Genomic DNA, 18,582 nt, shown 5'->3' on the forward strand with positions numbered 1-18,582 from the left:
GTAGGCTGATCCGCGTGGATCAAGAAGACCGGATCGCCCTGTTCCTCGACTACGAGAACCTCGCACTGGGCGCGCGCGACCACCGTGGCGGCGCGGCCTTCGACTTCCGGCCCATCGCCGACGCGCTGGCCGAACGAGGTCGGGTGGTCGTCCGACGGGCGTACGCCGACTGGTCCTACTTCGACGAGGACCGCCGGATGCTCACCCGGTCCCACGTCGAGCTGATCGAGATCCCGCAGCGGATGGGGGCGTCCCGCAAGAACGCCGCGGACATCAAGATGGCCGTCGACGCGATCGAGTTGGCGTTCGAGCGCGACTACATCTCCACGTTCGTGATCTGCAGCGGCGACAGCGACTTCACGCCGCTGGTGCACAAGCTGCGCGAGCTGAACAAGCGGGTCATCGGGGTCGGGGTCGAGGGGTCCACGTCGGCGCTGCTTCCGCCGGCCTGCGACGAGTTCCTCTACTACGACCGGCTGGAAGGTGTGGACATCCCGCCGACCCGCAGCCGGCGCGGCCGTCCGACCCGCCAGGCGGGCCCAGACCAGCGCCCGCCCGAGCCGGAGCAGGAGATCGAGCGGGAGCCCGAGGTGGACCGGCGGCCCGCCGGCGAGGAGCCCGAACGGGACGTGGACGCGCTCGCCGTGCTGGTTGCCCAGACGGTGGCGGGGCTGCAGGGCAGCGCCAACGGCGACGTCACCGCCTCCCGGCTCAAGCGCACCCTGCTGCGCAAGGACCCGACGTTCAGCGAGTCCGACTACGGTTTCCGCACCTTCGGTGAGCTGCTGCGGCACCTCGCCGAACACAACGTGATCGAGCTGGCCGAAGGCCCAGCGAAGGGTGATCCCGAGGTCTCGTTGCCCGAGCACGGCGACCGGGAGGTGGCGTTCGGTCTGCTCCGTGGTGTGGTGGCGGACCTCGGCAGCAGCGGCAACCCGGTGGCGCTGTCCGGTCTGAAGAACCAGCTGCGCCGGGCCCGACCCGACTTCAGCGAGAAGAAGCTCGGCTACCGCAGCTTCCTCCAGTTCTGCAAGGCCGCCGCCACGGGTGGCGTCGTCGACCTCCGCTGGAGCCCCGAAGCTGACGACTACCTGCTGACCACCCAGGGGTAGCCCGGCCGGCCATCGACCACCGTCGAGCGGAAGTGTCGGAACTGCCCATAGGGTGGGCGGTAGGGCTGCCCCGAGGGTGAGCTGAGGGTCGCTGTACTACGACATCACCCCGGCCAACGTCTCCGAGTGACATTCAGATCACCCAGGAGGGCGGCTCGCCGCACCCCAGTCCAGCGGGCCAGGACAAGTTGGCCAATGCTCTGGCCGGTGTGCTGAACGGCATGTAATCGCGCCCTGATTCGTCGCTCAGGACGGGGAGGATCCGCCGTTGCGGGTCCTCCCCGTTAACGGTTCGGCCGCTGTGCGCCGGAATTGCGGCTATCGCCCTACTTCAGGCCCACCTGCGACGTACCCCCGGCGCAGAATTTGCTATACGGTCGGCGAATGAAGGTCGAGGAGCATTGGTGGAACGGAGACACGACCCCGCGCGGGCGCCGGGACGTGTATATCCGTACTGACGGGCAGGGTTGGGAGGTCCGCGCCCAGATCGGTGGGGCGTCGGGTCGTGAGCGGGTGCAGCAGTGCCCTAGCCGGGCCTCGGCGGCCATCCTCGCCGACGCCTGGCGCGGCACGCACCCATCCTGGCGCGAGCTGAAGCAGCGCTGATCCGGCACCGGGCCGGGCCGGCAACGCTCCTGGGCTCCAGCCCGGTGCGCCCCCCCGGCCGGCCCGGCGCTCGGTTCTCACCCACCGAAGGCCGCAGCCCCCAATTGGCACCACAAGACGGGCCCGGCTCGTAGGTCACCGCTTCCGGTCAGAAACCCATTGATCAATTGATGAAAAGTAGGTTCCACGCTTTGTGGCCCACTTCTCATCAATTGATCAATGGGTTGGTTGCGTCTGCCAGTGTTTTCGCCGGCAGGCGGGGTACACCGAGGGCGCCGCTTCGCGTCCGATGGAGGTCACCATGTCGCAGGGTCCCGATGACGAGAGCCCGAAGGTCGACGAGGAGGCCCGGGAGGCCGAGCGTCGGCTCGACCACCTCACCACCTCGCCGGACGACGCGCTGACCGACGACGAGGCCCGGGTGCCGGATGAGTCCCCTTCCGAGCGGGACGCCGATTAGTGCCCGTCTTCCACCTTGATGTGAGCGCCTTGGCGCAGCAGACGTAGCCCGTGGCGGGACTGCCGTCCGGACGGGTACCGGTTACGACGTATCCGGCGTCGATCGCTGCGGTCAGGCGGCCGGGACCGGGAGGACCACACCCTCGACCGCCGACCGGTGCGCCAACTCGATCAGCTCGACCGTGGCGACCGAGTCCCGGGGGTCCACCGGCATCGGCGTGCCCTCGCGCAGTGCCGTCGCCACCTGCGCGTAGAAGCTCTGGTACGCGCCCGGCTCGGTCGGCACCGGCCGCAGCTCACCGTCGACACCGAGCATGCCGTACCGCTCCGGCGGGACCTCGCCCCAACCCGGCTGGTCCGGTCGGCCGCCGTCGTGCAGCGCCGCCTCCTGCACGTCGAGGCCGTAGGTCGTGTAGCCGGCCCGGTCACCCAGCACCCGCAGTCGCGGCCCGAGCTGGGCGGTCACCGCGCTCATCCAGAGGTGCGAGTGGACCCCGCTGGTGTGCGTCAACGCCACGAACGCGTCGTCGTCGACCAGGGCGCCAGCGCGGCGACGGTCCACCTCCGCGTAGACCCGGTCGACTCGGCCGAAGAGCTGCACCGCCTGGTCGATGAGGTGCGCGCCGAGGTCGAACAGGGCGCCGCCGGCCTCCTCGGGGCCGGCCAGTTCCCGCCAGCCTGGCTTGATCGTCGGACGGAACCGTTCGAACCGGGACTCGAAGCGCAGCACCCGCCCCAACTCGCCCTGCTCCACCAGCCGGCGGGCGGTGCGGAAGTCGCCATCCCAGCGTCGGTTCTGGAACACCGTCAGCGGCACCCCACGCTCGGTCGCCTCGTCGATCAGCGCGCGGCCCTCCGCAGCGGTCGGGGAGAGGGGCTTGTCGACGACGACCGGCAGCCCGGCGGCCAGCGCCGCCCTGGCCATCGGCACGTGCTGCCGGTTCGGCGTCGCCACCACGACCAGGTCCAAGGCGTCCGGCGTACGCCACAGCTCGTCGACGTCGTCGACCAGGCGGGCGTCGGGGTGGTGCTGCCGGGCCTGCTCACGCCGCTGCGGATCGCGGGTCACGATGGCGTCGAGCCGCAGCTCCGGGGTCGCGGCGATCAACGGTGCGTGGAACACCCGGCCCGCCAGCCCGTACCCCAGCAGACCGACCCGCAGCGCCTCCGCCATGCCGTGCCCCCGTCTCCCGGTCCGCGCCCTGACGTGGCGGCGGTACCGCTGGTCGAATCTACGCCCCGATCGCGGCCCGCCGCTGATCAGCCCGTCGGGTCGTTGCGCAGGTAGGTGAGCACCGCGAGCACCCGACGGTTGGTGTCGTCGCTGGGCGGCAGGTCGAGCTTCAGCAGGATGTTGCCGACGTGCTTGCCGACCGCCGCCTCGCTGACGTGCAGGCGGGTGGCGATCGACGCGTTGGACCGGCCCTCCGCCAGCAGCGCCAGCACCTCGCGTTCGCGGGTGGAGAGCGCTGCGAGCGGGTCGCGTGGCCGGTGCAGCAGTTGCCGGACCACGTCCGGGTCGATGGCGGTGCCGCCGGACGCGACCCGGCGCAGCGTGTCGACGAACTCGGTGACCTCGGCCACCCGGTCCTTGAGCAGGTAGCCCACCCGCTGGCCGTCGCCGCTGTCCAGCAGCGCCGCCGCGTACCCGGTCTGGACGTACTGGCTGAGCACCACGACCGGCAGGTGGGGCCGCTCGGCCCGCAACGCGACGGCCGCGCGGAGCCCGTCGTCGCGGCGGCCCGGCGGCATCCGGATGTCGGTCAGCACCAGGTCCGGTTGGTGTTCGCGAGCCGCGTCCAGCAGTTCGGGCGCGGAGCCGACGGCGGCGCACACCGCGAAGTCGAAGCGGGTCAGCAGCGCGACCAGACCCTCGCGCAGCAGCACCTCGTCCTCCGCGAGGACCACCCGCGTCACCGACGGCACGGAAGCTCCACCCGGACCAGGGTAGGCCCGCCGGCCGGGCTGGCGAGCAACAGCCGGCCGTCTGCGGCGGCGACCCGGTCGGCGAGACCGGTCAGGCCGGTGCCCCGGGTCGGGTCGGCGCCACCGTGGCCGTCGTCGGACACCTCGACGACGAGGTCCCCGCCGTCGGTGGTGAGGCGCACCTCGGCGCGGGTCGCCTCGGCGTGCCGGGCGACGTTGCCCAGTGCCTCGGACACCACGAAGTAGGCGGTGGTCTCCACGATCTCCGGCAACTCGGCCGGGAGGTCGGCGTGCACGGTGACCGGAATGGTGGCGGCGTTGGCCAGTTCGCGGACGGCACCGGCCAGGCCGAGGTCGGTGAGGCTCTGCGGGCGAATGCCGTGCACCAGTTGCCGCAACATCACCATCAGGCCCCGGGCCTGGTCGTGTGCCACGGCGAGGGGCCGGGCGGCGGGGGAGTCCTCGGGTACGTCCAGCCGGGCCAGGCCCAGCTGAAGGGTGAGGCTGGTCAGCCGGGGTTGCGCGCCGTCGTGCAGGTCCCGTTCGATCCGACGCCGTTCGGCCTCGTACGCGCCGACCAGCCGGGTCCGCGAACGGGCGACCTCACGCAGCGCTGTCGCGTCGACCGGCCAGGCCAGTGCCCACCGGGCCACGGCGGCCTGGGCGGCGGCGAGCAGACCGGCCGCGTAGCAGAGGACCGGCAGTAGCAGCACAGCCACGATCGCGTACGGGATCGCTTCGCCGGTGGTTTCGATCGGGCGCCAGACGACGACCGGTTCGGCGTCGCCAACGAGCCAGGGGCTGGTGACCATGCCGAGGTCGAGCAGCACCAGCAGCAGGAGCACCCAGTACGCGACCGGCACGAACCCGCCCAGCCAGAACAGGTACGCAACCTCGCGCCAGGTCGCGGCGCTGCGGTAGCGGGCGGCCAGGCCAGGCCACGGCGACGCGGGCAGCGGGCGGCTGTCCACGAGCCGCAGCCGCCACCGCTCGATGGCGGCCACGCCGAAGCTCACGATCGGCGCCAACGCCAGCAGGATGAGGCTGCCGACCGCCAGGAACAACATCAGCGCGACGCTCGGCGGCCGGTCGTGCAGCACTAGCGCGTTGGCGGCGGCCAGCAGGGGTGCGCCGACGACGAGCAGCCCGATGGCGAGCACGCCCGCGATCGGCACGGTGCTGACGAGGTAGGCCAGTGCCCGCCACGGCCAGACGGAGATCAGCCAGCCGCGGCGGCGCAGCGCCTCGGCCAGGTGACGAGGGTGTTCCGAGGTCATGCCGCAGACGCTAATCGCGGCGACCGGGTTGCCCCAGCCGTCCAGATCCACTCCTCGGGTATGCCCAGCCCTACCGTCACCCGTCTCGGCGCTCCGGGCGAAACGGGTGTGGTGGGGCCGAGAACGGGAAGAACGCGGCGCGCGTGACCTGTCCGGGCGGCGGCTGGAGAGACATGGGTGCCAGAACCTTCGTGGTTGTCGGCGGTACCAGCGGGCTCGGTCTCGCGGTGGCCCGGCTGCTGGTCGACGAGCACCAGGTCGTGGTGTTCGGCAACGTGCCGGCCGAGGTCGCCGCGACGGCCGATGAGCTGGGTTGCGACGGGGCGATCTGTGACATCTCCTCGTACGAGCAGATCCGCGAGGGCTTCACCGAGGTGGTGGAGCGCTACGGCACGATCGACGGGGTGGCGGCCTGCGCTTCGATGTGGGCGGGCGGTGAGCTGACGGACCTGTCGGTGGAGCACATCCGCCGAGCCGTGGAGGTCAACGTTCTGGGCATCACGTACCTCCTGCGGGAGGTGGTGGGGCACCTGCACCGGCAGGGGCACGGCAACGTCGTGTACATCGGCGCGACGGCGTTGGCAGCTCCCCGACCCGGCATCCCCGTCTACCGCGCCACCAAGAGTTTCGGCAGCAGCCTCGTCGACTCGCTGGCCGAGGCCCAGCACAGCAACCGGGTCAAGGTGATGCAGCTGCATCCCGGGCCGATGCCGACCCGGCTGCAGGAACGGGTGGGGGCAGAGTTCCTGGACGAGGTGTACGCCATGCCCGAACAGGTCGCCACCGAGGTCGTCCGGCTGCTGCTGCTCCAACCGGACGACCTCTACGTCTCCGGTGAGCGCGTACTGCGCGCGGACGGGCGGTGGTGACGGCAGCGGCCGGACCCCACGACCGTCCGGCCTCCGCGTGGGCACCGTTGCGGACCGCGGTCTATCGCAACCTGTGGCTGGCACTGCTCGCCGCCAACGTCGGCACCTGGATGCAGACGGTCGGCGCGCAATGGCTGCTGATCCACCACTCCAACGCCTCCACCCTGGTCGCACTGGTCCAGACCGCCAGCCTGCTGCCGGTGCTGCTGCTGGCGTTGCCCGGCGGAGTGCTGGCCGACAGCTTCGACCGCCGACACCTGCTGATCGCCGTGCAGCTGTTCCTGGTGGCGGTGGCGGTGGCGTTGACGCTGCTCACCCTGGCCAACCGGATGCCTCCGGCGCTGCTGCTCACCCTCACCTTCGCGTTCGGGGTCGGGCAGGCGCTCACCCTGCCGGCCTGGGCGGCGGTGATCCCGGAGCTGGTGCCACCGGATCAGCTCCGATCGGCTTCCGCGCTCGGCTCGATCAGCGTGAACATGGCGCGGGCGGTCGGGCCCGCGGTGGCCGGTGTGCTGATCGCCCGCGTCGGGGTCGCCCCGGTCTTCGGTCTCAACGCCGTCGCGTTCACCATCTTCGCCTACGCGTTGTGGCGCTGGCGGCCCCGCAGCGCCCGCGCGGTCGAGGTGCCCGAGCGGTTCACCGCCGCGTTGCGTGCCGGTAGCCGGTACGTACGCCACTCGCCGATCGTGCGCCGGCTGTTGCGCCGTGCGCTGGTCTTCGTGATCCCGGCCAGCGCGTTGTGGGCGCTGCTGCCGCTGGTGGCCAGCCGGCGGCTGGGCCTGGGCTCCGGTGGGTACGGGCTGCTGCTGGCCGCACTCGGTGTGGGTGCCATCGCCGGCGGTGTGCTGCTGGCCGTGATCCGCACCCGGCTGTCGGCCAACCAGCTCCTGCTGATCGCCGGGGTGCTGTTCACCGTGGCGCTGACCGTGGTCGCCACGGTGCGGGTGGTGCCACTGGTGCTTCTCGCCCTGCTGCCCGCCGGAACGGCCTGGGTGACGGTGCTGGCCAACGTCAACGCCGAGATGCAGCTCTTCCTGCCCAGTTGGGTGCGGGCCCGGGGGCTGGCGGTCTATCAGGTGTTCTTCGCTGGCGGGCAGGCGGTCGGCGCACTCCTCTGGGGCCTGGTGGCCGACGTCGGCGGTCTGGTCATCGCCTATCTCGCGGCGGCGGCGCTGATGCTGGTCGGCACCGTCACGAGTCGGATCTGGCCGTTGCCGAACCTGCGGTCGGTCAACCGCGAACCGGCGGCCTACTGGCCGCAACTGCACCTCGCGCACGATCCGGACCCGGGGGTGGGGCCGGTGCTGGTGACGGTGCAGTACACCGTCCGGCCGCAGCAGACGCAACCGTTCCTGGCGGCGATGGACCTGGTCCGCGCCGCGCGGCAGCGGACCGGCGCGATGCGCTGGGGGCTGTTCCGACCGGCCGAGACGACGGACCGGTTCATCGAGGTGTACCTGGTGCCGTCCTGGGGCGAGCACCTGCGCCAGCACGGCGGCCGGTTGACGGGCGAGGACCGTGAAGCCGAGGAACGGGCCCGGGAGCTGACCGACGGCGAACTGGAGGTGCGGCACCTGGTTCCTGCCGCCGCGGGCCCGACGCTGTCCGACGACCGCGAGGCCGTGTGACCGGGCCGCTGCCGGTCGCGCGTCAAGGCGGCGTGATGATCGCGCCATCGGCGTAGCGCACGACCGCCGACCGACCGAAGCCATGACCGGTGGCGGGCGGCCCGCCACGGACAGCGCCCGGCGTACGGCGTACGCCGCCGTTGTTAGGATGGCCGCACCATGGCGAGTGAGCGCAGAGCGACCGCGGACCCGGCGCGCAGCCTGGCCATCCTGTGGCGCACCCGGGAGCCGACCAGCCGCAGCGCCGGGCCCGGGCTCAGCGTCGACCGGATCGTCCGGGCCGCGATCGACATCGCCGACGCCGAAGGTCTCGACGCGCTGACCATGCGCCGGGTCGGCGAGGCGCTGGGTGTCGGCACGATGTCGGTCTACACCTACGTTCCGGGTAAGGCCGAACTCGTCGACGTCATGATCGACACCGCGTACGGCGAGATGCCACGCCCCGCCGTCGAGGGGGACTGGCGGGCCCGGCTGGAGCGGATCGCCCGTGACAATCTGGCGCTCTACCAGCGGCATCCCTGGATGCTGCGGGCCGAGACGACCCGGCCCGTGCTCGGCCCTCACCTGGTGGCCAAGTACGACCACGAGCTTGGCGCGGTCGTCGACATCGGGCTCACCGAGGTCGAGATGGACGCGGTGCTCACGCTGGTCCTCGGGCACGTGAAGAGCGCGGCGCGGGCCGCCTCCGAGGTGGTCGACCTGGAGCGCGCGACCGGCATGACGGACGGCCAGTGGTGGCAGTCGCACGCGCCCTGGCTGGAGACGTTCATGACGGCCGCCAACTACCCGACCGCCTCCCGGGTCGGCACCGCCGCCGGTCAGCAGCACGGCGGCGCGTACGGCCCGGAGTACGCCTTCGAGTTCGGTCTGCAACGCGTCCTCGACGGCATCTCGGTGGTGGTCGCCGAGCGGGCGACTCCCGGCTAGCTCGCGCTACCGCCGGCACCCGAGGGCCGCACCACCGCTCCCCGACCCCGACCGTCGGGCCTGGCGGAACCCGCCCGGCACCGGTCGCCCAGGTGGTACGACTTGGGCGGCGGTGGCCGCTGCGGGCCGGGGAAGGGTGGCGATGGCGAACGGGCTTGCGGGGCGACCGGCTCGGCGGACCGATGGATGACGGTTCACCGCCGCACCGCGAGCGGGCGGGACAGCACGACATCGTGGAGTTGCGGGTGCACGGCGTGTCGGGGGCGCGACCGGAGAAGATCCTCGGCCGGGCGCACGTCACGCAGGTCTCGGGTGACCGCAGCGGCGGCTTCCATCGCCCGGTCGGGTCGGACGCCACCGCGCCGGACGGGCTGACGCTGGAGGCGTACCGGTGGGGTGACCTGCCCTCGGGCACCGTGGCCCGGACGCTCTCGCTGGTTTTCCTGTTGCCGTTCATGCTCAGCAACGTGGCGGTCTGGATGCGGCCGACCAGCCGTCGCAGTGGTGCCGGGGTCACCGTGCTGTGCCGGCTCATCGCGCTCAACCTCACCGTGTTGTACGTGGTGTCCATCGCCGGGGTGGCACTCGACCTGCTCGCCTGGCGGTGTCTCGGCGTGCTCCCGTGCCGCGCACCCTTCGACACGGTGGCGGGGCTCGACGGACGGCAGGTCGGGCTGCGGCTGGCGGTGCTGGCTCTGCTGCCGATCGCCGCCATCGGCTTCCTCCGGTTGCTGGGCACGCGGCGACCCCGCCCGGCGGGCAACCCGCTGTGGGCCGTCGAGCCAATGGTGGGACGGCTGCGGGCGATCCACGTCGCCGCCGCGTTCGCCGTGCTCAGCCTGACGCTGCTCACGGCCCGTACCGCCGGCGGTGCGACGGCGTGGACGGCCGTGCTGCTGGCGCTCAACGCGGCGGTGCTGTTGGTCTGCGCCGGCCTGCTCTCGGTCCCCGGCATGCTGGACCGGGCGGCGGCCAAGCCGACGGTCACCCGGGCCGCCAGTATCGTGGCCGCGGTGGCCGTCGCCCTGAGTGCCGCCACCCTTCTCACCGTCGCCCTGGACGAGCGCGCCTGGCCGTCATCCGAAGGGCTGCCCGGCTACGACGGCGTCACCAACTGGGCACTGCTGAGCCAGATGACGCTGCTGGTGGCGCTGAGTGGCCTGGTGCTGTGGCATCACGGCCGGGGGGAGCGCCGTAACGCGCTCCCGCGGGGTCTGGGCGCGGCGGTGGTCGCGGCCATCGCGGTCGGCCTGGCCGGTGCGTTCTCCGCCGACCTCGTCTATCAGAGTGGGGACCTGCTCGGCGGCTACCGGGGCGACGCCGGGCCGCCGGTGCCGTACCAGTGGACGATCCTGGCGTTCTTCCTGCATGCGGCGGCAGGGGTGGTGCTGTGCGCCGCGCTGACCCTCCTGTCGAGCCGGCGCCGGTGGCGAGCGGCGGCGGCGATCACCGACCGCGACTTCCCGGCGGTGACGCCAGCAGCCGTTGGGCGGCTGCGGCAGGTGACGAAGGCGGTCGCCCGTGCCCGGTTCGCCGAGTGGTTGGGACTGCTCGCCGTCACGTACGCGGCGCTCGCGCTGATCGGTCTGGCCGTCAGTCTGCTGAGGCTGTTCGACCTGTCCCCGGCCCAGGTGGTGCGGCGGTTCTTCGGGCTCCCGGCCGGGTCCGTCGACATGGGGCTGACCATGGGCAGCACCCTCGTCGCCCTGGTGGTCCTGGCGCTGCTCCTGGGTGGGGTGTTCGCCTACCGGACGGCGTGGTTCCGCCGGCACGTCGGCATCCTGTGGGACCTGGGCACGTTCTGGCCCCGGGCCGCGCACCCGTTCGCACCCCCGAGCTACGCGGACCGCGCGGTGCCGGAGCTGGCCGACCGGATCACCCAGCTGACCGAACGACACCGCGGGGTGTTGCTCTGTGGGCACAGCCACGGCTCGGTGCTGCTGGCCCTGGCGGTGCTGCGGCTGCCCCCGCGGGTACGCCAGCGCGTCGCGCTGCTCACCTACGGGTCGCCGCTGGATCGCCTGTACGCCCGGCTCTTCCCGGCCTATCTGAACGAGGACGTGCTGCGCAAGGTGGGGGAGCGGGTCGAGTGGCGGTGGCTCAACCTGTGGCGGGACACCGATCCGATCGGCGGCTGGATCTTCGCCGCGAACCGGCCCGGCGATCCGCCCCCGGACCCCGCCGATCCGGCCAGTCGGGTCGACCGGCGGTTGCGGGACCCGCAGGACCTGCTCACGTCGCCGATGGAGCGCCGTCCGCCGCCGGTGCGGGGGCACCATCCGGGCGAGTCCGACCCCCAGTTCCGGGCGGCGGTGCGTGAACTCGCCGGACGACTCCTCGACACCGACGGCGGCTGAGCGCTCGGTCACCACCGCCCGGACCCTGGCAGGGCCGTCGATCAGCGGGTGAGCAGGGCGCGCAACTCCCGGACCACCTCGGCCGGCGCCTCCTCGGCCATGAAGTGCCCGCAGGTGACGGTCCGGTGCGTCAGGTCCGGCGCCCACGACCGCCACAGCCCCGCCGCGTCGTAGCCGAGGGCGGCGCCCCAGTCCTGCTGGAGCACGGTCACCGGCATCCGCAGGTGGTTGCCGGCGGCCCGGTCAGCGGTGTCGTGGGCGACGTCGATCCCGGCCGACGCCCGGTAGTCGGCGACGATGGACGTGACCGCGTTCCGGGAAGCGCGCAGGTACGCGGACCGCACGTCCGCCGGGAGGGCCTCCGGATCGCGGGTCCAGACGTCCAGGAAGTGACCGAAGAAGGCGTCCGGGCTGGCGCCGATCAGCTCCTCGGGCAGGCCGGGCGGCTGCGCCATCAGGTACAGGTGGAACGCGACCGCCGCGGTGGCGCCGTGGAGCACGTCCCACATGTCCAGGGTCGGCAGCACGTCGAGCAGGGCGAGCTGGCTGATCGCCTCCGGATGGTCGAGACCGGCGCGGAACGCGACCAGGGCACCCCGGTCGTGCCCGGCCAACGCGAATCGTTCGTGGCCGAGCGCGCCGGCCAGCGCCACGACGTCGGCGGCCATGGTGCGCTTGGCGTATCCGGTGCCGTCGGCGTCGACCGGCTTGTCGCTGTCGCCGTAGCCGCGCAGGTCGGGGCAGATCACCGTGTGGTCGGCGGCCAGGTCGGCCGCGACGTGCCGCCACATGAGGTGGGTCTGCGGAAAGCCGTGCAGCAGCACGAGAGCTGGGCCGGAACCGCCCACGGCCGCGTTGAGCGTCACACCGTCGGCGACGGTGACGCGCCGGTAGTCGAAACCGTTGATCTTGGGGTCCACGGGGAACCTTCCTGGTGAGCAGGGCCGGCTGGGGCAGTGGCCCCTCGCCGCCGTACGTCGTCGAGCCTGCCCGGCGGTGATCAGCAGATGGTCAGTGTCGAATCAGTGCGGGCAGGTCGCCGTCGCCCGCGCCGATCCCCCTAGATTGGTGCCATGACCAGGCAGCCAACGGCACCTGACGCGGTGACGTTCGGTGTGCTCGGGCCGGTGACCGCCACCACCGAGCGCGGCCCGGTCGCGCTCAAGGGGCACCGACAGCGCCTGGTGCTGGCCCGGCTGTTGATCGCGCACGGCCGGATGGTGCCGGTGGATCGCCTCGTTTACGACCTGTGGGAGGTCGCGCCGGACGGGGCGGTGGGCGCGATCCGGACCTTCGTCGCCGACCTGCGCCGGGCACTGGAACCTGATCGACCGCCCCGGCAGCCGCCCCGGATCCTGGTCACCGAGCCACCCGGGTACGTGCTGCGAGCCGCATCGGACGCGGTGGACGCCGGCCAGTTCGAGGCGGCCGTCGGCGAGACCGGTCGCCTGCTGGCTGCGGGACGACCCGCGCCGGCCCTGGCCGCGCTCGATGCGGCACTGGGGCTCTGGCGCGGCCCCGCGTACGCCGACTGCGCGAACGAGGCCTGGGCGGTCGCGGAGATCAACCGACTGGATGAGCTGCGGATGCTCGCCGTCGAGCGGCGGGCGGAGGCGCTGTTGGCGTTGGGTCGGCCGGACGAGGCCGCCGCCGACCTGCCGGCCCACCTCGCCCGCCATCCGCTGCGCGAGGATGCCTGGCGGCTGCTCGCGGTGGCCCGGTACCGCTCCGGCCGGCAGGGTGACGCGCTGGCCGCACTGCGTGCGGCCCGGGATGTCCTGGTGACCGAGTTGGGCGTGGATCCGGGGCCCGAGCTGCGGCGGCTCGAAGCCGACATCCTGGCCCAGGCACCGCACCTCACCCCACCCCCCGACGGCGCCGCCACCACCAGCGGCACGCGACCTGCCCGACCCGTCGGCCCGGGTCCGGTCCGGCAGCGTTCGTTCGTCGGCCGCGATGCCGAGCTGAATCGGCTGCGGCGGGCCGCCGAGGCCGCCACCCAACGCCACCAGCCCACCCTGGCGCTGCTCAGCGGTGATCCGGGCGCCGGCAAGACCGCGTTGGCGGAAGCCCTGACCCAGCGGCTCGCCTCCGAGGGTTGGACCACGGCGTGGGGACGCAGCCCGGAGTACGAGGGTGCCCCGGCGGCGTGGCCGTGGACCCAGGTCACCGACGCGCTCGCCGGGCCGGTCGGAGCCGCCGGGTCGGCCGGAGCCCCTGAGCCCGCCGGAGCCGTTGAGCCCGCCGGGTCGGTCGACAGCCCGGGCGACCCGGCCGGGGCGCGGTTCCGCCGGCAGCGCGCGGTGGTGTCGCTGGTCTCGGCGGTCGCCGACCGGGGGCCGGTGCTCCTGGTCCTCGACGACCTGCACCGCGCCGACGGCGACACCCTGGACCTGTTGACCGCCCTGCTCACCGGCCCACAGTCGACCACCGGGCCGGTGTTGGTCCTCGGCACCTACCGGGCCACCGAGATCAGCCCGGAGCTGACCGCCACCCTGGCCCGCGCCGCCCGGCTGGAGCCGACCCGGGAGTATCTCGCCGGCCTGCCCGCACCGGCGACCGGCGAGTTGGCCCGCGCTGTCGTCGGGGCGGAACTGGACCCGGCCACCGCCCAGTTGATCCACCACCGCAGCGGCGGCAACCCGTTCTTCGTCCGCGAACTGGCCCAGTTGTACGCGGACGAGGGCGAGGCGGCCCTGGCCGCGGTACCGCCCGGGGTACGCGACGTGATCCGGCACCGGTTGGCCCAGCTGCCCGCGTCGACCCGCACCGTGCTCCGGCAGGCAGCCGTGCTCGGCCGCGACCTCGACCCGGAGGTGCTCAGCGCGCTGGCCGGTGATCCTTCCGCGGTGCTGGACGCCGTGGACCGCGCCCTGCAGGCCGGGTTCCTCAGCGAACGGGAGACCGACGGGCGGCTGCGCTTCACCCACATCCTGGTCCGCGACACGCTCTACGCCGACCTGTCCGCCCCGCGCCGCGCCGCCTGGCACGCGGCCGTCGCGGAGGTGCTGCGACACCGGGAACCCGTCGAACCCGCTGCCCTCGCACACCACCTGCTCCGCGCCGACGGCCCGGTCGCTGCCGGTCGCGCCGGGGCGTACGCCCGCACGGCTGCCGACCAGGCCGAACGCGGTGGAAATCCGCACGAGGCGGCCCGCCTGTGGGGCCAGGCGCTCGACGCGTACGACCGCGCCGGTGGGGTCGCGCAGCGCGAGCGGTTGACCGCGTTGCTCGGGCTGGGACGCGCGCTGGCCGTCACGGGCCGGTTGGCCGAGGCGCGGCGGCGGCGGGCCGAGGCGATCGCCGCCGCCGAAACCGTCGGTGATCCCCTACTGATCGAGGAGGTGTTGGCGGGCTTCGACGTACCCGCCATCTGGACGCGCAACGACGACGACCTGCTCTCCGGGCACATCGTCCGAGCCGTCGAGCAGGCGCTGACCGCTCTCGGCTCGACCGGCTCGGCGCAGCGCAGCCGGCTGTTGAGCACCCTTGCGCTGGAGCTGCGCGGCACCACCACCGATCGCGGTCGCCGTGCGGCGGACGAGGCCGAGACGATCGCCCGGACCGTCGGCGACCCCGGGCTGCTGGCCTTCGCGCTCAACGCCCGCTTCATGCACGCCTTTCAGCGGGTCGGTCTGGCCGGTGCGCGGGCCCGGATCGGCGCCGAACTGGTCGACCTGGCCGCCCGACACGAACTGGTGACCTTCGAGGTGCTCGGGCACCTCGTCCTGGTCCAGGCCAACTGCGCGCTGGCCGACCGGTCCGGCGCCGGCGCGCACGCCCGCGCCGCCGACCGCCTCGCCGAACGGTACGAGCTGCCGTTGGTCGGTGTCTTCACCCGGTGGTACGCCGCGCTGCGCCTGGCGCTGGACGGCGAGTCGGCCGCGGCGGCGGACGCGTACCGGACGGCCGCCGACCGACTGCCCGCTGACGGCATGCCGGGGCTGACCCGCGGGCTGCTCCCGCTCGCCCTGCTCGGCCTGCGACTGGCCGAGACCGCTGGCGGCGACCGGCGGGCCCCCGGGCTGGGCGATGCGGGCCGACCGATCCTCGGGCCGCCCAGCGGTGCCGACTGGGCCGGCCTGGACTGGGGTCCGCACGAGCCGTGGGTCCGGCCGTTGCTGCTGCTCGGCGCCGGCGACCGGGACGCGGCCGCAGCCGCCCTGCGGGCTGTTCCGGATGGGCCGCACGATCTGCTGCGGGAGGTGCGGCTCTGCGTCGTCGGCCGCGCGGCGCGCGCCCTCGGCGACCGGGTCACGATGGAACGGGTCTACGTCGAGTTGCTGCCGGCTGCCGAGGAACTGGCGGCCGGGAGCGGAGTGCTCACCGTCGGACCGGTGGCCGGGCACCTCGCCGACCTGGCCTTCGCGCTGGGGCGCGACGAAGACGCGGCCCGGCACCGTCGTACGGCCCGCGCGGTCACCGCCCGGGCCCGCGCGAGGGCGCGCTGAGTGTGCTGACACCGTTCGGCGCCTTCCTGCTCGCCGAGGCCTTCTGACGGAGGGGCCTCAGTGCGAGGACTCGATGCGGTTCAGGGGTCCGCGGACGAACGGTCAGTCTCCGCCACCATGGCGCGGACCTTGCGCAGGGTGGCGTCGGGCGCACGGATCGCGGCTCGCCAGCGGTCCAACGTCCGGGTGAGCACCCGGACCACGAACTGCAACTGGTTGACGTGCTCGCGGAGCGTGCCCAGCTCGGATCGTGCGCTGAGCGCCTCGCCCTCCAACTCGGTGACCCGAGTCTGCAACGGCTGCACCAGGGTGAGAGCGACATCGGTGAGGGTGTCGGCGGCGTCGGCCTTGAACTTGCCCCGCTGCACGATGACCGTTGCTATCGCGGCCAGGCCGGTGCTTCCGCCGAGGATGCCGAGCACGCTGAGCGTCACCTGCACCCAGTGCGGTGCCGCGGGCGGCGGGGAGTTGATCACGTGACACCTGCCTCTAGTTGTACACAGCTCACCGCTTCATAAGCCCGGGCCAGGCGGCGCAGATCGACGGCTATCTGCCCGGCTCGCCAGAGCGATCCGACCGTCACCGCGGCGACGAACGACGTCGCGGCGATGGATTGTTGGCCCGACATGACCACCAGGGCTCCCGCGTACATGCCGGTGATCGTGCCGAGCACCAGCACCGACGCGAGTTCCAGCCCGAGCCCGGTGGAGAGTCGGCCGGGCCACAGGATGCCCAGCAGCCCGCCCAGGCCCACCGCGATCAGCCCCAGTTCCCAGGCGACCTGGATGGGCACCGGCATCGACGTCTGAACGGAGAGCGGCCGGACGTCGAGGGTCATCATCAGAACGCCGCAGACGGCTGCCGCGGCCAGGACAGCGACCTCGTGCGGCTGGTGCCGGGATCGAATACGCAGGTGTCCCACGGCGACTCCCTGATCGAGGACCGTCGTCCAGCAGCGGCCGGTGGGCCAGTGCCGCCTGGTGGGTCGCGACCAGGAGCTGCGGTCCGTACGGCGAAGCCCGAAGGTGCGTTGCGGGTGAACGGTCGTAAGGCGAGGAGGTGAAGCGACTCGCCGTCGTTGGCTGCCGATATCTGCCTGTGTATCACCGATGACCGGTTGTCGTCCACCTGGTGTAAGTCGCATTACCGCAGGTCAGAGCCCATTTTGGCCCGGCCTCTGCGCGCCGGGCCGAGGGGAGCGCGGCGACCGGGCCGCACTGTCATCTCGGTGACGGTGGGTGTCAGAAATTTTACCGAGGGTGACTGGTGGCGTCGGGTCGCCGATCGGTGAGGTGGTGAGGACGGTTTCGGGTCGAACCGGCCGGCGGGTGCGGTCAGATGGAACCACCGGCGCGTCCGCCGTCGGCCAACGATCGAGGGGGTACGCGTCGTGGAGGTGCTCGTCCTGATCGTGGTGCTGGGCGCCACCGTCCTGGTCGGTACCACTCTCGGCGGCCGGTACCGGGTCGCGCCGCCGGTCCTGCTCATCGCGTTCGGGGTGCTGCTCGGGTTCGCGCCGCCACTGTCCGAGGTGACCCTGGAACCGGACCTGGTGCTGCTGATCTTCCTGCCGGCGATCCTGTACCGGGAGAGCCTCACCATCAGCCTGCGTGAGATCCGGGCCAACCTGCCGGTGATCGGGCTGCTCGCCGTGGTGTTGGTGGTGCTCACCATGGTCACGGTGTCGTTCACCGCCCAGGCGTTCGGGGTGAACCCCGCCGCCGCCTGGGTGCTCGGCGCGGTCCTCGCGCCGACCGACGCCGCAGCGGTCACCGGGCTCGCCAAACGGTTGCCCCGCAAGCTGCTCACCACCCTGCACGCGGAAAGCCTGATCAACGACGGCACCGCCCTGGTGATCTTCGCGGTGGCGGTGGGTCTGCTCGCCGGGGGCGCGGAGCCGGGCGTGCTGGGGGTCAGCGAGGAGTTCGTCGGGGCCAGCGTCGGCGGCGTGCTCGCCGGTCTGCTGGTGGGGGCCGCCGTGGTGTTGATCCGTAAGCGGCTCGACGATCCGCTGCGCGAGGGCGCGCTGAGTGTGCTGACACCGTTCGGGGCCTTCCTGCTCGCCGACTCGGTGCACGCCAGCGGTGTGCTGGCGGTGGTGGTCGCCGGGCTCATGCTCGCCTACGCCGGACCACGGGTGATCCGCGCCCGGTCGCGGGTGCTGGCGTACGCGTTCTGGGACCTGACCACGTTCCTGATCAACGGTGGGCTGTTCGTGCTGCTCGGCACGCAGATACCCCGCGCGGTGCGGGGCATCACCAGCGCCTCGCCCCGACGGGCGCTGGTGATCGTGCTCGCGGTCACCGTGGTGGTCCTGGCCACGCGGCTGCTCTTCATCTATCTGACCACGCTGTCGGCGAGGTTGCGGCGCCGCCGGATGGTGATCGAGGGTCAGGGGCCGTCCGGCTGGCGGGTGGGGACCGTCGCCGGCTGGTCCGGTTTCCGGGGTGCGGTGTCGCTGGCCGCCGCGTTGGCCGTCCCGGCGACGACGGTCGCCGGTCAACCGGTGGTCGAACGCGACCTGATCATCTTCGTCACCGCGCTGGTCATCGTGCTGATCATGCTGCTGCAGGGCACCACCCTGCCGAAGGTGGTGCGCTGGGCGGGGTTGGTCGGCGACCCCGAACGCGTCGACGAGGCCCGCAACGCCCGGCGACGGGCCACCGAGGTGGGCCTGGCCGCCCTGCCCCAGGTCGCCGCCGAGGTCGGTGCCCGGGAGGAGGCGGTGCGCCGGCTTCAGGCCGAGTACCAACGACACCTGGAGGACGTCAACGAGAGCGGGGGGGACACCGCCGAGGAACGTCGTCTGGAACGCCGGCTGCGCCTCGGTGTCCTCGCGCACAAGCGGCGGGAGATCACCCGCCTGCGCGACAGCCGGGAGATCGACGACCTCGTGCTGCAGGAGCTCCAAACGTCGCTGGACAACGAGGAGATCCGGCTGCTGGGACGCGAACCCAACGACTGACGAGT

The 18,582-nt window shown here is 72.8% G+C and carries 15 protein-coding genes; 9 read left to right on the plus strand and 6 right to left on the minus strand.

Going from position 1 to position 18,582, the window contains the following annotated elements:
• Positions 1–14 precede the first annotated feature (14 nt).
• From JOD64_RS23780 to JOD64_RS23790, 3 genes are all read left to right on the plus strand, one after another.
• Positions 15–1,112, plus strand: coding sequence for a PIN domain-containing protein (locus tag JOD64_RS23780; RefSeq protein ID WP_204944234.1), 1,098 nt, complete (start codon positions 15–17; stop codon positions 1,110–1,112).
• A gap of 384 nt (positions 1,113–1,496) precedes the next feature.
• The gene (locus JOD64_RS23785) at positions 1,497–1,718 is read left to right on the plus strand and encodes a hypothetical protein (RefSeq protein WP_030335934.1); all 222 of its coding nucleotides are present in this window, start codon (positions 1,497–1,499) and stop codon (positions 1,716–1,718) included.
• A gap of 301 nt (positions 1,719–2,019) precedes the next feature.
• A complete protein-coding gene (locus tag JOD64_RS23790) occupies positions 2,020–2,178 on the plus strand; it encodes a hypothetical protein (protein WP_204944235.1) in 159 nt (52 codons plus the stop codon).
• Between the two features lie 111 nt (positions 2,179–2,289).
• Here the strand turns inward: JOD64_RS23790 and JOD64_RS23795 are convergent, their stop codons facing one another.
• The 3 genes from JOD64_RS23795 to JOD64_RS23805 all read right to left on the minus strand — a co-directional run bounded on the left by JOD64_RS23795 (position 2,290) and on the right by JOD64_RS23805 (position 5,380).
• Positions 2,290–3,351, minus strand: a complete 1,062-nt coding sequence (locus tag JOD64_RS23795) for a Gfo/Idh/MocA family oxidoreductase (RefSeq protein WP_204944236.1) — start codon at positions 3,349–3,351, stop codon at positions 2,290–2,292.
• 86 nt (positions 3,352–3,437) lie between these two features.
• Positions 3,438–4,103, minus strand: coding sequence for a response regulator transcription factor (locus JOD64_RS23800; RefSeq protein ID WP_204944237.1), 666 nt, complete (start codon positions 4,101–4,103; stop codon positions 3,438–3,440).
• Positions 4,091–5,380, minus strand: a complete 1,290-nt coding sequence (locus tag JOD64_RS23805; protein ID WP_204944239.1) for a sensor histidine kinase — start codon at positions 5,378–5,380, stop codon at positions 4,091–4,093. Before JOD64_RS23805 ends, JOD64_RS23800 begins: the two co-directional genes overlap by 13 nt.
• Positions 5,381–5,553: 173 nt before the next feature.
• On the opposite strand from JOD64_RS23805, the gene JOD64_RS23810 reads away from it, so the two are divergent.
• The 4 genes from JOD64_RS23810 (at position 5,554) to JOD64_RS23825 (ending at position 11,161) form a co-directional block, all read left to right on the plus strand.
• Positions 5,554–6,249: an SDR family NAD(P)-dependent oxidoreductase gene (locus JOD64_RS23810; RefSeq protein WP_204944240.1), complete on the plus strand. Its 696-nt coding sequence runs from the start codon at positions 5,554–5,556 to the stop codon at positions 6,247–6,249.
• Positions 6,243–7,877 (plus strand): MFS transporter, encoded by a 1,635-nt coding sequence (locus tag JOD64_RS23815; protein ID WP_204944242.1) that lies wholly within the window; start codon positions 6,243–6,245, stop codon positions 7,875–7,877. Before JOD64_RS23810 ends, JOD64_RS23815 begins: the two co-directional genes overlap by 7 nt.
• A 159-nt stretch (positions 7,878–8,036) precedes the next feature.
• Entirely contained in the window at positions 8,037–8,804 is a 768-nt protein-coding gene (locus JOD64_RS23820; protein WP_204944243.1) for a TetR/AcrR family transcriptional regulator, read from the plus strand.
• Positions 8,805–8,986: 182 nt separating this feature from the next.
• On the plus strand, positions 8,987–11,161 hold the full coding sequence (locus JOD64_RS23825) for a hypothetical protein (RefSeq protein WP_204944245.1): 2,175 nt from the start codon (positions 8,987–8,989) through the stop codon (positions 11,159–11,161).
• 41 nt (positions 11,162–11,202) lie between these two features.
• Here the strand turns inward: JOD64_RS23825 and JOD64_RS23830 are convergent, their stop codons facing one another.
• Positions 11,203–12,081: an alpha/beta fold hydrolase gene (locus JOD64_RS23830; protein ID WP_204944246.1), complete on the minus strand. Its 879-nt coding sequence runs from the start codon at positions 12,079–12,081 to the stop codon at positions 11,203–11,205.
• 153 nt (positions 12,082–12,234) lie between these two features.
• Here JOD64_RS23830 and JOD64_RS23835 point away from each other — a divergent pair, with 153 nt between their 5' ends.
• Entirely contained in the window at positions 12,235–15,612 is a 3,378-nt protein-coding gene (locus tag JOD64_RS23835) for an ATP-binding protein (RefSeq protein WP_204944247.1), read from the plus strand.
• Between the two features lie 80 nt (positions 15,613–15,692).
• On the opposite strand, the gene JOD64_RS23840 is transcribed toward JOD64_RS23835, so the two are convergent.
• Entirely contained in the window at positions 15,693–16,088 is a 396-nt protein-coding gene (locus JOD64_RS23840) for a hypothetical protein (protein WP_204944249.1), read from the minus strand.
• Positions 16,085–16,534, minus strand: a complete 450-nt coding sequence (locus JOD64_RS23845; RefSeq protein ID WP_204944251.1) for a hypothetical protein — start codon at positions 16,532–16,534, stop codon at positions 16,085–16,087. Before JOD64_RS23845 ends, JOD64_RS23840 begins: the two co-directional genes overlap by 4 nt.
• A gap of 468 nt (positions 16,535–17,002) precedes the next feature.
• On the opposite strand from JOD64_RS23845, the gene JOD64_RS23850 reads away from it, so the two are divergent.
• Positions 17,003–18,577, plus strand: a complete 1,575-nt coding sequence (locus tag JOD64_RS23850) for a Na+/H+ antiporter (protein WP_204944252.1) — start codon at positions 17,003–17,005, stop codon at positions 18,575–18,577.
• Positions 18,578–18,582: the final 5 nt, after the last annotated feature.

It is taken from the genome of Micromonospora luteifusca (assembly GCF_016907275.1).
GTDB classification, from domain to species: Bacteria; Actinomycetota; Actinomycetes; order Mycobacteriales; family Micromonosporaceae; genus Micromonospora; species Micromonospora luteifusca.